Origin of the sequence: Mesorhizobium sp. M1A.F.Ca.IN.022.07.1.1, assembly GCF_003997575.1 — a bacterium.
Taxonomy (GTDB): domain Bacteria; phylum Pseudomonadota; class Alphaproteobacteria; order Rhizobiales; family Rhizobiaceae; genus Mesorhizobium.
In genome coordinates this window covers 1-13334 of sequence record NZ_RZST01000084.1, presented here as the reverse complement: position 1 = coordinate 13334, position 13334 = coordinate 1, and the positions used below count along the sequence as shown (strand labels likewise).

The following is a 13334-nucleotide window of genomic DNA, read 5'->3' as shown; positions in this document are numbered from 1 at the left end:
TCCAAGATCAACGAGATCATCGTCAATCCTTACTGGAACGCGCCGGTCTCGATCGTGCGCAAGGACATCATTCCGCTGATGCGGAAGGACCCGAACTACCTCAAGGACAGCCACATCCGGCTGTTCGCGCCTGACGGAAGCGAGGTCGATCCGATGACCGTCGACTGGTCGACGGACGATGCCGCCAAGTACCGCTTCCGCCAGGATCCCGGCGCCGGCAACGCCATGGCCTCGGTCAAGATCAACTTCCCGAGCCCGGACGGCGTCTACATGCACGACACGCCGCAGCAGAGCCTGTTCGGCAAGCTGATGCGCTTCGACTCTTCCGGCTGCGTGCGCGTCCAGAATGTGCGCGACCTCGTCACCTGGATCCTGCGTGATACGCCGGGCTGGGATCGCCAGCATTTCGAGGCGGCGATCAAGACTGGCGAGAATACGCCGGTGCAGGTGGTCAACCCGGTGCCGGTCCACTTCCTGTATCTGTCGGCATGGTCGACCGGACCCGGCGTCGTGCAGTTCCGCGACGACATTTACGGCCTCGACGGCAACAGCGAGCTGCAGATTACTTCTGCTCTGTAACCGATTGATATAAATCACGAAAAGGCCGCTCTTGGAGCGGCTTTTTTGTTTGCATGTCCCCAAACAGTGCGCAGCGGTTTTGGCAGAGCGACATGCGTCGAAAAGTGAGACTTAAAACGCGAGCAGCTGGAATAGCATCATGGACGTCGCCGTCTTCATTCTCGTCGTGCTTGCTTTCGTGGCGCTTTCCGGCGCTCTCGTGCGGCTGGTGCGGGTGCCGCTCCCCGTGCTGCAGATTGCGATCGGCGCCGCGCTTGCCTGGCCGGCCAAGGGACTGCATGTCGAGATCGATCCGGAACTCTTCCTGCTGGTGTTCATTCCGCCGCTTCTGTTCGGTGATGCCTTCGCGGCGCCGAAACGGGAGCTGATCGAGCTGCGCCGGCCGATCCTCGATCTCGCCGTCGGACTTGTCTTCTTCACCATCGTCGGCTTCGGATATGCTCTGCACTGGCTGGTGCCAACCATCCCGCTGGCGGTTGCGTTCGCTTTAGCCGCCGTGCTGTCACCGACCGATGCCGTTGCCGTGTCCTCGATTGTCGACCGCAATGTCGTTCCGGCTCGGCTGATGCACATATTGGAAGGCGAATCCCTGCTCAATGATGCCTCCGGCCTGGTCATGTTCCGCTTTGCCGTTGCGGCGGCGCTGACCGGCAGTTTTTCGTTCGCCGCCGCCTCGTTGAGCTTTCTTTACGCCGTGGCGGCCGGCATCCTCGCGGGCATTGCGGCGTTGTTCGTCGCCGCCAAGGCGCTGCAGGTGCTTGGCCGCATCGGCGGCACGCCGGCGGGGGCGCAGGTGCTGGTGATGGTTCTGCTGCCCTTCGTCGCCTATCTCATTGCCGAGCATGTCGGCGCTTCCGGCATTCTGGCCGCGGTCACCGCCGGCCTGGTTACGGGCACCTCCGGCATTTTCCGCCATCTCTCGGTCTCGGCGCGGATTCAGGCGATGTCGCTATGGTCGATGCTGACCTTCGTCTTCAACGGCGCTCTCTTCATCCTGCTCGGCCTGCAGCTTCCTGACATCATCCGCAGGGTCCCGCCGGAGCTCACCAGCCGGCACTGGCTGTTCGAGCCGGTGCTGACCGTGCTCATTTTGACGCTCTGCGTGATCGGCCTGCGCTTCCTCTGGATCTGGATCGGCGACATGGCATCGATGATCGCCGCGCGGCTCGGCAAGCGCAAGGCAGAGCCCTTTGGTTTCCGCGTCAGGCTTGCCGGATCGGTGGCCGGTGTGCGCGGCGCGATCACGCTTGCCGGCATCCTGTCGCTGCCGCTCGCTCTGCAGGATGGCTCGCCCTTTCCAGCGCGAGACGTGGTGATCTTCCTCGCCGCCGGCGTCATCATCTGCTCGCTGGTCATCGCCAGCCTTGCTTTGCCGGGGATCGCCCGCGGGCTGGTCGAGCCAGGCGAGGATCCGGGTGCGGCCGAGGAGCGGCGGGCGCGTGCGGGCGCCGCCAAGGCCGCCATCGCCAAGATCGAGAGCCTCGCCAGCGAGGGCGGCGAAGGCGAGGCGGCCGAGGCCCGGCTCGCGGTCGCCGACAGCATCGTTGCCGGCTACCGGCGCCGCATCGCGGCTTCCGACGAGGCCGAAGAGGCGCGCGCCGAGGCGCGCGAATCCGGGCGGCTGGAGCTTGAGCTCAGGCACGCCGGCATAGAGGCGGAGCGCGCCGCCGTGCGCGCCATGTTCCGCACCCGCCAGATCAACGACCACACGATGCGGGCGCTGCTTTCCGAGATCACTTTGACAGAAGCGCTGCTCAAAAGCCGGCGCGACCGGAAATAGTGTTCAGCCGATTTGCTTGGCGCAATCCGGCCAGCAAATTTCGCGCCGCAAACGTGGCGGGCTCCAAACAACTGTGTTAATGGCGCGGCGACCTCGCAGACCTCCGGCCCCAAGGGAAAGCAAGCCATGTCAAATGCCGCGGCAGCCGCCAACAAATTCGAATCCTTCTTCGAGACCACGCTTGCCGACGCCGATCCGGAAATTTTCGGCGCCATCCGCAACGAGCTTGGCCGCCAGCGCCATGAGATCGAACTGATCGCCTCGGAAAACATCGTGTCCCGCGCCGTGCTCGAGGCGCAGGGGTCGATCATGACCAACAAATATGCCGAGGGTTATCCGGGCAAGCGCTATTACGGCGGCTGCCAGTTCGTCGACGTGGCCGAGGAACTGGCCATCGAGCGCGCCAAGAAGCTTTTCGGCTGCAACTTCGCCAATGTCCAGCCGAACTCGGGCAGCCAGATGAACCAGGCCGTCTTCCTGGCGCTTCTGCAGCCCGGCGACACGTTCATGGGCCTCGATTTGAACTCCGGCGGCCATCTCACGCATGGCTCGCCGGTCAACATGAGCGGCAAATGGTTCAAGGTCGTTTCCTACGGGGTGCGCAAGGACGACCACCTGCTCGACATGGACGCGATCGAGAAGACCGCGCATGAGACGAAGCCGAAGCTGATCCTGGCCGGCGGCACGGCCTATTCGCGCATCTGGGACTGGAAGCGTTTCCGCGAGATTGCCGATTCGATCGGCGCCTATCTGATGGTCGACATGGCGCATATCGCCGGGCTAGTCGCCGGCGGTATGCACCCGTCGCCGCTGCCTTATGCGCATGTCGTGACCACGACGACGCACAAGTCGCTGCGCGGGCCCCGCGGCGGCATGATCCTGTGCAACGACGAGGAGATCGCCAAGAAGATGAACTCGGCGGTTTTCCCAGGCCTCCAGGGCGGCCCGCTGATGCATGTCGTCGCGGCCAAGGCGGTGGCGCTCGGCGAGGCGCTGAAGCCGAGCTTCAAAGCCTATGCCGAGAGCATCGTCGCCAACGCCAAGGCGCTGGCTTCGAGCCTGCAGGAAACCGGCCTCGACATCGTGTCGGGCGGCACCGACAACCATCTGATGCTGGTCGACCTGCGCCCGAAAAACGCCACCGGCAAGCGCGCCGAGGCGGCTCTCGGCCGCGCCAACATCACCTGCAACAAGAACGGCATCCCCTTCGACCCCGAAAAGCCGTTCGTCACCTCCGGCGTTCGCCTCGGCACACCGGCCGGCACCACGCGCGGCTTCGGCCAGGCCGAGTTCCGCGAGATCGGCAAGCTGATCGCCGAGGTGCTGGACGGGCTGAAGGCGGCGAATTCCGACGAGGGCAATGCGGTAGTCGAGGCTGCGGTCAAGGCCAAAGTCACGGCGTTGACGGATCGCTTCCCGCTCTATCCTTATCTCGGTTGACCGGAAGCCGCGCGTCATCTTTTATCCGCCGGCAGTGCGCCGTCCTGATTGGGCGGCGTCGCGAACTGGAGACTTGATGATGCGCATTTTCCATCTTGCCGCCTTGGCCCTGGTCGGCTCGCTGGCCGGTTTCGCCGTGTCCGGCGCGGCCGGGCAGGAGCAGGCGCAGCCAGAACCGGCCACAAACACCTTCGGCAGATGGACCACGATCATCGACACGCTCGACATCGGGCAGGATGCACACAAGACCTGCGCGGCCTCCGCAGCTTTCGTCGACGGCATCGGCAATGCTGGCACGCTAACGCTGTCGATCTCGACCGGCGACGCGCTGCCGCCGGATGCCTATCCCGCCATCATGATCGCCGTCGACAACAAGGACCTGCCGACCGGCAAGGACATCGCGGCGACCTTCGGCGACCCCGGCATCAAGGTTTCCGCGAAAGTCTATTCGAATGCCGTCGGCGGTCGTCCCAGCTGGACGGTCGACAACCAGGCGAAGACAAGTCTCGCTCTGCTGCGCGCCATGCGCAAAGTCACCTCGCTCGATGTTGTTTTTGGCAAGCAGACCGTCGCCAGCATTCCGATGGACGGCTTCACCAAGGCCTACCGCAACCTCGGCACGTCCTGCGGATTCCCGACCAAGGACGTCGCGCCCTGAACCGACCGGGCACGACAGGGGCAGGGCGCTGGCAATCTTTCTCGCGCCTCGCTATCTCTGAGAAATGAAAGGCTCCAAGCCTTCCGCTCACCAGAGCGAGATGACGCTTCCTTGAATCGCCATCTCGCTCTAAGATTTTGTTTTTGAAGCATGATCTTCTCCGAAGAGTCTGCAACTTTTCGGGATCATGCTCTGAATCGCAAACCCAAGGCTCTCCATGCGCTGCCCCTATTGCCAGTCCGAAGATACGCAGGTGAAGGATTCGCGTCCCGCCGAGGATGGCGCGGCGATCCGCAGGCGCCGCGTCTGTCCGGACTGCGGCGGCCGCTTCACCACCTTCGAGCGCGTGCAACTGCGCGATCTCGTCGTCATCAAGAAGTCCGGCCGCAAGGTGCCGTTCGACCGCGACAAGCTGCTGCGCTCGGTCGAGATCGCGGTGCGCAAGCGCAATGTCGACCCCGAGCGGATCGATCGCGCCGTGACCGGCATCGTGCGCCAGCTCGAAAGCTCCGGCGAGACGGAAGTGGCCTCCGGCGAGGTCGGTCGGCTCGTCATGGAGGCGCTGAAATCGCTCGACGACGTCGCCTATGTCCGCTTCGCTTCGGTCTATCGCAATTTCCGTGAAGCCAAGGATTTCCACGAGTTGCTGGGCGAACTGAAGGGCGATGAAGAAAAGACCGAAGAGGACGCCGGCTGATCATGGCGAAAGCTCAATTGGGCGGGGCCGAGCAAGCAGCCCTTGATCGCCGTTTCATGGCGGCGGCCATCCGGCTGTCGCGCCGCAATGCCGGCCGCACCGCGACCAACCCTTCCGTCGGCACCATCATCGTGCGCGACGACGGCGCCGGCCCGATGATCGTCGGCACCGGCGTCACTGCTGTCGGCGGCCGGCCGCACGCCGAGACCGAGGCGCTGGCCGAGGCCGGCGAACTGGCCCGCGGCGCCACCGCCTATGTGACGCTTGAGCCCTGCGCCCATCACGGCCGCACGCCGCCTTGCGCCGCCGCGCTGGTCAATGCCGGCATTGCGCGCGTCGTCGGCGCGGCAAGCGATCCCGATCCGCGCGTTTCCGGCAAGGGTTACGCCATGCTGCGCGCCGCCGGCATCGAGGTCGTGGAGAAGGCGCTCGCCACAGAGGCCGCCGAGCAGATGGCCGGCTATCTGATTCGATCTTTGAAGAAACGTCCCGAAGTGACGCTGAAGCTTGCGCTTTCGAGCGACGGCAAGATCGGCCGCAAAGGCGCCGGCCAGGTCGCCATCACGGGTGAGATCGCCAGGCGCGAAGTCTATCTTATGCGCGCGGAGGCCGACGCTATCCTCGTCGGCATCGGCACTGCGCTGGAGGACGACCCGGCGCTGACCGTGCGCCTGCCGGGGTTGGAGAACCGCTCCCCGGCTCGCATCATCCTCGATCGCCAGATCCGGCTGCCGGAGTCGTCGAAGCTCGTTTCCGGGGTGGATCGTGTCCCGCTCTATGTCGCGGCATGCGCCGAGGCCGACCCGCAGCGGCGGGCTGCGCTCGAACGCGCGGGCGTGCACTTCATCGGCACTGAAACTTACGAGAGCGAAGTAGCCCTGCCGGAACTGCTCGAGGATATTGCAGCCCTCGGCATGGCGAGCGTGGTGGTCGAAGGCGGCGCCAAGGTAGCCGGGGCCTTCCTGACGGAAGACCTCGTTGACCGCATCGTCCTGTTCCAGGGACCGGAGGCGATCGGCGAGGATGGTATCGCCTCGCCGATCGACGCTGCGCATATCCCGCCGGGTTTCCGCAAATTGCGTGAGATGCGCTTCGGCGAGGACAGCTATGCCGAGTGGGTAAGACCATGATCCCAAAAAGTGGGAAATGGTTTTCGGACAAGAGCATGGTCAAACTGGAAGACACGATCTGATGTTTACGGGAATCGTTACGGATGTCGGCACTGTCGCTTCGGTGAAGCCGCTCAGCGAAGGCGTCGGCCTGCGCATCGACACGGCCTATGACCCGGAAACGATCGCGATCGGCGCTTCGATTTCCTGCGGCGGCGTCTGCCTGACCGTGACGGCGCTGCCCGAGAACGGCTCGAACGCGCGCTGGTTTGAGGTCGAAGCCTGGGAAGAGGCGCTCAGGCTGACGACTGCATCCGGTTGGAAATCGGGCACCAGGATCAATCTCGAACGGGCGTTGAAGATCGGCGACGAGCTCGGTGGCCATATCGTCTCCGGCCATGTCGACGGCACGGCGGAAATCGTGGAGCGCAGGGAAGAGGGCGATGCCGTGCGCTTCACGCTGGAGGCGCCGCGTCACCTGGCGAAGTTCATCGCGCCGAAAGGCTCCGTCGCGCTCGACGGCACCTCGCTTACCGTCAACAAGGTCGAAGCTACGCGCTTCGATGTGCTTCTGATCCAGCACTCGCTGAGCGTCACTACCTGGGGCGAGCGCCAGGCTGGCGACCGCGTCAACATCGAGATCGATACCATGGCCCGGTATGCCGCGCGCCTCGCCGAGGCGGCGAAACAGGGGCTTTGAGCGAAACCGACCGGTTCCGGGGAGGCGGCGCGGATCGCTGAGGCGCCACGTCGCGCCGGCGCCTCAGCTTCCCTTCTGCTCACGCGATCTGCGGCGCCCCGGCTGGCAACGTCTAAGTGATCAAAGAACAACGAGCCCGATCAGATCAAATTCATCGATGTGGTCAGGCTGGCGGTTACAGGCGGCCTCGAGCGGACGCGGGCACAATATGCCCGCCTGTTCGAAGGCGTCGGACTGAAGCTTGAGCGGGTGATCGGCCCTCGAGCATCGATCTCGAACATCGAGGCTTTGCCCGCTAGCTGAAGAAAGCCCCGGAAGATCGCGCGGCTTGGGATCCGGACCTTGTCGGGAGATGCTGTGTCGGGCGGCAATCTTGTGCTTGCGATCGATCCGGCTTCGGCCTAAGTCACCGGCAACCCCCCGGAGACGTTTATGGCAGGCATATCCCAACACGGCAAAGCGTTCATTCGTCCGCAGGCGAAGGCGCATCTGCTTATCGTCGAGGCGCGTTTCCACGACGACCTCGCCGACGCGCTGCTCGAAGGCGCGACCAGCGCGCTGGACGAGGCCGGCGCCACTTATGACGTCGTGACTGTTCCTGGCTCGCTCGAAATTCCGGCCGTCATCACCTTCGCGCTGGACGGTGCCGGCGAGGGCGGCGTACACTATGACGGCTTCGTCGCGCTCGGCACCATCATCCGTGGCGACACCTATCATTTCGACATCGTCGCCAATGAATCGAGCCGTGCGCTGATGGATCTTTCCGTGCAGGAAGCGGTCGCGATCGGCAACGGCATCCTGACCACCGAAAACGATGCGCAGGCCTGGACGCGGGCCAAGCGCACCGAAGGCGACAAGGGCGGCTTTGCCGCCCGCGCGGCGCTGACCATGATCGCGCTCAAAGAGAAATTCGGAGCCCAATCGTGAGCGATCCTGCCCAGACCGGTGCGGCGCGCCACGCCAACAAGCGCGGTGCCGCCCGTCTTGCCGCCGTCCAGGCGCTCTATCAGATGGACGTGGCCGGCAGCGGTGTTTTCGAGATCACCGCCGAATACGAGGCCTTCCGCCTCGGCAAGGAAGTCGACGGCGCGCTCTATCGCGAGGCCGACGCGCAATGGTTCCGCGCCATCCTGACCGGCGTCGTCGAGAACCAGAAGACCATCGATCCGATCATCCGCCAGGCGCTGACCGACGACTGGCCGCTGTCGCGGCTGGACTCGACGCTGCGCGCCATCCTGCGCGCCGGCGTCTATGAGCTGATGAAGCGCGAGGACGTGCCGGTGGCCGTGATCGTGTCGGAATATGTCGACATCGCCAAGGCCTTCTACGAGGAAGACGAGCCGAAGCTGGTCAATGCCCTGCTCGACCGTGTCTCGCGCCGGGTACGTGGCGAGGGTCGCGGCAAGGACGCATCGTGACCGCCACGGCAGTCGTCGCTGACGCCGGCAGGGAAGCGCGCCGCACGGCAGTGCTCCTCGCGGCCGCGCAGGCGATCGTCGGTTCCGCCGCGCCGATCGCCATTTCGATCGGCGCGCTTGCCGGCCAATATCTGCTCGGCCCCGACAAGTCTCTGGCGACGGCGCCGGTCACCGGCTTCAACCTCGGCGTTGCGCTCGGCGCCCTGCCGGCGGCCGCCATCATCCGCCGGCTCGGCCATCGCGGCGGCTTCATGACTGGCACCATCGTAACCGCCCTCGGCGGGCTGATCGCGACGCTCGCGCTCTTTCAGGCGAGCTTCTGGCTGTTCGCCTTTGGCCTGGGCGTGATCGGTGTCGGCGGCGCCTTCGTGCAGCAGTTCCGCTTCGCCGCCGCCGACAACGCGCCGCCGCAATTCAAGGCGCGCGCCATTTCCTTCGTGCTGGCTGGCGGCATCGTCACCGCCATCCTCGGGCCTCAGATCGTCATCTACACCGGCGACCTTCTGGCGCCGGTGATGTTTGCCGGATCCTTCGCCTCCATCCTGGTGCTGGCCGCCATAGGCGCGATTATCCTTTCCTTCCTGCATACGTCCAGGCGGACGAGCAGCGCCGCCGAAGCCGCCGCAAGCGACGCACGTCCGCTGGTCGAGATCGCCACCCAACCGCGTTTCGTCGCGGCGCTGTTCTGTGCCGTAGGCAGCTATGCGCTGATGAGCTTCGTCATGACCGGCGCGCCGCTCGCCATGGTCGGCTGCGGTCTTTCAACCGACGATGCCACGCTTGGCATCTCCTGGCACGTTATGGCGATGTTCGGGCCGAGCTTCTTCACCGGTTCGCTGATCCACCGCTTCGGCGCCGAGCGCATCGTCGCCATTGGGTTGGTGCTGCTCATCGCCTGCGCAGTGGTGGCGCTCTCAGGCCTTGCGCTATGGCAGTTCTGGACCGCGCTGATCCTGCTCGGCCTCGGCTGGAATTTCGGTTTCATCGGCGCGACCGCCATGGTCGCCGCGAGTTACCATCCATCCGAAAAAGGCAAGGTGCAGGGCTTCCACGACTTCGTCCTGTTCGGCTCCGTCGCCTTCGCTTCGCTGATGTCGGGTGCGGTCTACAATGCCTGGGGCTGGACCATGCTGAACTGGATCGTGTTCCCGGTCGTTGTGCTCTGCTTCCTGGCGCTCGGCACCCTGAAGCTGCCGGGCTTGCGCCGCGCCAACTGACATTGCGCCGTTTGCCGGCGCGCAATCGATCTAAATGCACGGCGGCCTCTGCCGGTGAGTCGCAGCGTTCGTCTTTCCGGCGAAAGCCGGGCAAAAACCGAACAATATCTTGACGTTCCCAGCCCTGTTTCGCATACACCTTAGCCAAGGGGTGGATTCCGCGTGCGGCGTTCATCTCCGTCCCAACGGCCCAGGGAGGGGTTCTTCTGGGCCATCAATCGAGGAAAATCCGGCAATGACCATCATTACCGCCGTCATCGCCTGCGGCTTGCTGTCAGTCCTGTACGCCATCTGGGCGACACGATCGGTCCTGGCGTCCGATCAGGGCAACCAGCGCATGCAGGAAATCTCCGCCGCCATTCGCGAAGGTGCTCAAGCCTATCTGGCGCGCCAGTACACCACCATCGCCGTCGTCGGCATCGTCGTGCTTCTTCTCGCCTGGTGGCTGCTCTCCATCACCTCCGCGATCGGCTTCCTGATCGGCGCCGTGCTTTCGGGCGCTGCCGGCTTCATCGGCATGCATGTCTCGGTGCGTGCCAATGTCCGCACCGCGCAGGCCGCTTCCAACAGCCTGGCCGCCGGCCTCGACATCGCCTTCAAGTCGGGCGCCATCACCGGCCTGCTGGTGGCGGGCCTGGCGCTGCTCGGCGTCTCCATCTATTACCTCATCCTGACCGGCCCAATGGGCCTGCAGCCAAACGACCGCGTCGTCATCGACGCGCTGGTCTCGCTCGGCTTCGGGGCCTCGCTGATCTCGATCTTCGCCCGTCTCGGCGGCGGCATCTTCACCAAGGGCGCCGACGTCGGCGGCGACCTCGTCGGCAAGGTGGAAGCCGGCATTCCGGAGGACGATCCGCGCAACCCGGCCACCATCGCCGACAATGTCGGCGACAATGTCGGCGACTGCGCCGGCATGGCCGCCGACCTGTTCGAGACCTATGCGGTGACGGTCGTCGCCACCATGGTTCTGGCCGCAATCTTCTTCGGCGGCACGGCAGTGCTGGGCGCCGCCATGCTCTATCCGCTCGCCATTTGCGGCGCCTGCATCCTGACCTCGATCGTCGGCACCTTCTTCGTCAAGCTCGGCTCCAACGGCTCGATCATGGGCGCCCTCTACAAGGGGCTGATCGTCACCGGCCTGCTGTCGATCGTCGGCCTGGCCGTCGCTACTTCGGCCACGCTCGGTTGGGGAGAGGTCGGCACCGTCGCCGGCATCGTCATCACCGGCAAGAACCTGTTCATCTGCGGCCTGATCGGTCTTCTGGTGACCGGCCTCATCGTGGTGATCACCGAATACTACACTGGCACCAACAAACGCCCGGTGAATTCGATCGCCCAGGCCTCGGTGACCGGCCACGGCACCAACGTCATCCAGGGCCTCGCGGTCTCCTTGGAATCGACGGCGCTGCCGGCCATCGTCATCGTCGGCGGCATCATCGCCACCTACCAGCTTGGCGGCCTCTTCGGAACGGCGATCGCCGTCACCACCATGCTCGGGCTCGCCGGCATGATCGTGGCGCTCGACGCCTTCGGCCCGGTCACCGACAATGCCGGCGGCATCGCCGAAATGTCGGGCCTGCCCAAGGAAGTGCGCCACTCCACCGACGCGCTCGACGCGGTCGGCAACACCACCAAGGCCGTGACCAAGGGTTATGCCATCGGCTCCGCCGGCCTCGGCGCGCTGGTGTTGTTCGCGGCCTATTCGAACGACCTCAGGTTCTTTGCCGCCAATGGCGACAAGTACCCGTACTTCCAGGGCATGGGCGAGATCTCCTTCGACCTCTCCAACCCGTATGTCGTTGCCGGCCTGATCTTCGGCGGCCTCATTCCGTATCTGTTCGGCGGCATCGCCATGACCGCTGTCGGCCGCGCGGCGGGCTCGATCGTCGAGGAAGTGCGCAAGCAGTTCCGCGAGGACAAGGGCATCATGGCCGGGACCTCGAAACCGAACTACGCGCGCGCCGTCGACCTGCTGACCCGGGCAGCGATCCGGGAAATGATCATACCGTCGCTGCTGCCGGTGCTGGCGCCGCTCGTCGTCTATTTCGGCGTGCTCCTGATCTCGGGCTCGAAGGCCTCGGCCTTCGCGGCCCTTGGCGCCTCGCTGCTCGGCGTCATCGTCAACGGCCTCTTCGTCGCCGTCTCGATGACCTCCGGCGGCGGCGCCTGGGACAACGCCAAGAAGTCGTTCGAGGACGGCTTTACCGACAAGAATGGCGTCAAGCACCTGAAGGGCTCCGAGGCGCATAAGGCCTCGGTCACCGGCGACACCGTCGGCGATCCCTACAAGGACACCGCCGGCCCGGCGGTCAATCCGGCGATCAAGATCACCAATATCGTGGCGCTGCTGCTCCTGGCCGTGCTCGCGCACGGCTGAGCCACATTCTTTCTGCACCAAGTGACCCGCGGGAGCGATCCCGCGGGTTTTGTTTACGGCCAAGCCGTTTCGGCGAAACAAAAAACCCGCCGAAGCGGATTCGGCGGGTCTTGGTCCGTGGACGTCGCTGACAGCGAACTCAGGGCGTGCCGCCGCCCGGGATCCCGGGCGCCAGCTTGCTGGCGCCGTTGATGATCTGGCTGAGGAAGTTCTGGTCCTTGCCGCCCGTCGGCGTCGTCCTCGAGATGAAGTCGAAGACCTTGCCGTCCTTCAGGCCGTAATTGGCGATCTGGGTGACGCGGCCGTCGGCGCCGAAATAGACCGCCAGCACGTGCTGGTCGACGATGCGCGGGTTGTCGAAGGCGACGTAGCGCTTGCGCGTCTGCGAGATATAATAGAACGCCTCGTTGTCGAAGGTCGCCGTCGTCGACGGCGTGCCCAGCGCAAGAAGAACCTGCTCGCGACTCGATCCGACCGGCACCGAGTCGATCGCCGCCTGGTCGATGACGTAGCCTTTCGTCAGCGTCTCGCTCGGACGCAGATCACCGAACATCTTGGACGAATTGCAGGCGGAAAGCGCGGATACCGCCACCAGCAGAGTGGCCACGCCCGCCCGCACAGGCATGAAAAACGACTTGAATTTCAGCGCACCCAACAACAATTCTCCATCACATCCCCGCAGCTTGCGCTGGGCCGCAAAACCGGTAAACCAGCTTGCATGCCGATGCAACAAGGCCAAATCAAACAAAAGGTCCCCGGGAGACCACCCTCAATGTTCCAGCGCCTTTTTGGTCGCGAACGTCACGCCAACCGCGCCATCACCGAGGCGCTCTACGCACAAATCGTGGCGGCGGCGCGGCAAACGGTGTTTTATTCCGACTGGAATGTGCCGGATACGCCGCTCGGCCGCTTCGAGATGCTGTCGCTCCATATGTACCTGATCCAGCACCGGCTGCGCGGCGAGGGCGGGGCTGCGGCCGAGATCGCTCAGGTGCTGATTGACGAGTTCTTCCTCGATGTCGACCATTCGCTGAGGGAACTCGGCATCAGCGATGTCGGCGTGCCGAAGCGCATGAAGAAGCTGGCAAAGATGTTCTATGGCCGCACTGCGGCCTACGACGAAGCCTTGCGGGACGACGACGGCGCGGCGCTTGCCGTGGCGCTCGCCCGCAATGTCAGGCCCGATGCCGGCGAATGGCCTGAGGCGGCGCTGCTGGCGAATTATGTTAGCGCGGCGACCGGGCAGCTTGCCGCTCAGCCGACCGAATCGATCATGGCCGGCGCCGTCGCGTTCCCGGCCGCCGGAGCCACCTGAAGGAGGCGAGAATGAAGCACGCCGAACCGCAGAGCCCCGTATCC

General features: G+C 64.8%; 13 protein-coding genes. 12 read left to right on the top strand and 1 reads right to left on the bottom strand.

All coding sequences use genetic code 11. The features are described from left to right. The 11 genes from EOA75_RS34990 to EOA75_RS12335 form a co-directional block, all read left to right on the top strand. The coding region (locus tag EOA75_RS34990; protein ID WP_245466617.1) for a L,D-transpeptidase family protein at positions 1 to 579 on the top strand (579 nt) is incomplete at its 5' end. A gap of 139 nt (positions 580 to 718) precedes the next feature. Continuing rightward, on the top strand, positions 719 to 2359 hold the full coding sequence (locus EOA75_RS12380; protein WP_127324343.1) for a Na+/H+ antiporter: 1641 nt from the start codon (positions 719 to 721) through the stop codon (positions 2357 to 2359). A 126-nt stretch (positions 2360 to 2485) separates the two neighbouring features. Further along, the gene (gene glyA / locus EOA75_RS12375) at positions 2486 to 3799 is read left to right on the top strand and encodes a serine hydroxymethyltransferase (RefSeq protein ID WP_095801273.1); all 1314 of its coding nucleotides are present in this window, start codon (positions 2486 to 2488) and stop codon (positions 3797 to 3799) included. Between the two features lie 79 nt (positions 3800 to 3878). Beyond that, the gene (locus EOA75_RS12370) at positions 3879 to 4457 is read left to right on the top strand and encodes a hypothetical protein (protein ID WP_164747361.1); all 579 of its coding nucleotides are present in this window, start codon (positions 3879 to 3881) and stop codon (positions 4455 to 4457) included. Between the two features lie 217 nt (positions 4458 to 4674). Beyond that, positions 4675 to 5154 carry a transcriptional regulator NrdR gene (nrdR, locus tag EOA75_RS12365; protein WP_059184872.1) on the top strand — a complete coding sequence of 160 codons (480 nt, stop codon included), beginning with the start codon at positions 4675 to 4677 and terminating at the stop codon, positions 5152 to 5154. 2 nt (positions 5155 to 5156) lie between these two features. Continuing rightward, positions 5157 to 6284 carry a bifunctional diaminohydroxyphosphoribosylaminopyrimidine deaminase/5-amino-6-(5-phosphoribosylamino)uracil reductase RibD gene (gene ribD / locus EOA75_RS12360; protein ID WP_164747360.1) on the top strand — a complete coding sequence of 376 codons (1128 nt, stop codon included), beginning with the start codon at positions 5157 to 5159 and terminating at the stop codon, positions 6282 to 6284. Between the two features lie 61 nt (positions 6285 to 6345). Continuing rightward, entirely contained in the window at positions 6346 to 6963 is a 618-nt protein-coding gene (locus EOA75_RS12355; protein ID WP_095801276.1) for a riboflavin synthase, read from the top strand. A 432-nt stretch (positions 6964 to 7395) separates the two neighbouring features. Then, entirely contained in the window at positions 7396 to 7890 is a 495-nt protein-coding gene (gene ribH, locus EOA75_RS12350; protein ID WP_067000738.1) for a 6,7-dimethyl-8-ribityllumazine synthase, read from the top strand. Then, entirely contained in the window at positions 7887 to 8381 is a 495-nt protein-coding gene (gene nusB / locus EOA75_RS12345; RefSeq protein ID WP_067000741.1) for a transcription antitermination factor NusB, read from the top strand. Before ribH ends, nusB begins: the two co-directional genes overlap by 4 nt. Then, positions 8378 to 9598 carry an MFS transporter gene (locus tag EOA75_RS12340; protein WP_067000744.1) on the top strand — a complete coding sequence of 407 codons (1221 nt, stop codon included), beginning with the start codon at positions 8378 to 8380 and terminating at the stop codon, positions 9596 to 9598. The genes nusB and EOA75_RS12340 overlap by 4 nt, the downstream gene beginning before the upstream one ends. Before the next feature lie 235 nt (positions 9599 to 9833). Then, positions 9834 to 11975, top strand: a complete 2142-nt coding sequence (locus EOA75_RS12335; RefSeq protein ID WP_067000747.1) for a sodium-translocating pyrophosphatase — start codon at positions 9834 to 9836, stop codon at positions 11973 to 11975. A gap of 139 nt (positions 11976 to 12114) precedes the next feature. Here the strand turns inward: EOA75_RS12335 and EOA75_RS12330 are convergent, their stop codons facing one another. Beyond that, positions 12115 to 12630 carry an outer membrane protein assembly factor BamE gene (locus EOA75_RS12330; RefSeq protein ID WP_067000750.1) on the bottom strand — a complete coding sequence of 172 codons (516 nt, stop codon included), beginning with the start codon at positions 12628 to 12630 and terminating at the stop codon, positions 12115 to 12117. 117 nt (positions 12631 to 12747) lie between these two features. Here EOA75_RS12330 and EOA75_RS12325 point away from each other — a divergent pair, with 117 nt between their 5' ends. Then, positions 12748 to 13290, top strand: a complete 543-nt coding sequence (locus EOA75_RS12325) for a ubiquinol-cytochrome C chaperone family protein (RefSeq protein ID WP_127324342.1) — start codon at positions 12748 to 12750, stop codon at positions 13288 to 13290. The last annotated feature ends 44 nt before the right edge of the window (positions 13291 to 13334 follow it).